This is a genomic window from Brachyspira pilosicoli, from assembly GCF_008016535.1.
Classification (GTDB): Bacteria; Spirochaetota; Brachyspiria; order Brachyspirales; family Brachyspiraceae; genus Brachyspira; species Brachyspira pilosicoli_A.
Genome location: NZ_SAXY01000111.1, coordinates 1 through 518, shown reverse-complemented (window position 1 = coordinate 518; position 518 = coordinate 1). Strand labels below are relative to the sequence as shown.

The following is a 518-nucleotide window of genomic DNA, read 5'->3' as shown; positions in this document are numbered from 1 at the left end:
CGTGTAGCTAAATCTACAGCAGTGAATTGATAAACTGTTTTTCTGCCTAATTTGATATATTTAGTGTCTATTTGAACTATTTTGCCCTCTTTTTGTATTTTAGAGACAAATTTTCGTTTATCATATCGCTTCTTTTTCTTTTTTGTTTTATATCTCCAAAGATTATTTCTTTTTAGTACATTCTCTATAGCTGTAACACCTATCTTAATGCCTTCACGATTTAAATATGCTTTAATATAATGCTTACCTCGATATTCTTTAGTATAGAGTTCAATAATTAAATTAATAGCTTTTTGATTATTAAAGATATTTGGAGAAGTTTTTGGCTTAGTACTAAAATTAGCGACAGTTCCAGTGTCTTTATATTTTTTAAGCCAAGCATAAAAAGTAGATTTGGGTATTTCTTCTATCTTTAGAAATCTTTTAATATTTTTAGTTTCTAATGCTTCATCCACTATAAATAATTTAAATTCTGTGCTATAATCTCTTTTCATAGTAGCATCCTTTTTATTTGTTTT

At 26.3% G+C, this 518-nt stretch carries 1 pseudogene; it reads right to left on the bottom strand.

Annotated elements, in window-relative coordinates:
- Positions 1-494 (bottom strand): annotated as a pseudogene (locus tag EPJ72_RS12945) (DDE-type integrase/transposase/recombinase); the annotation flags it as partial.
- Positions 495-518 lie beyond the last annotated feature (24 nt).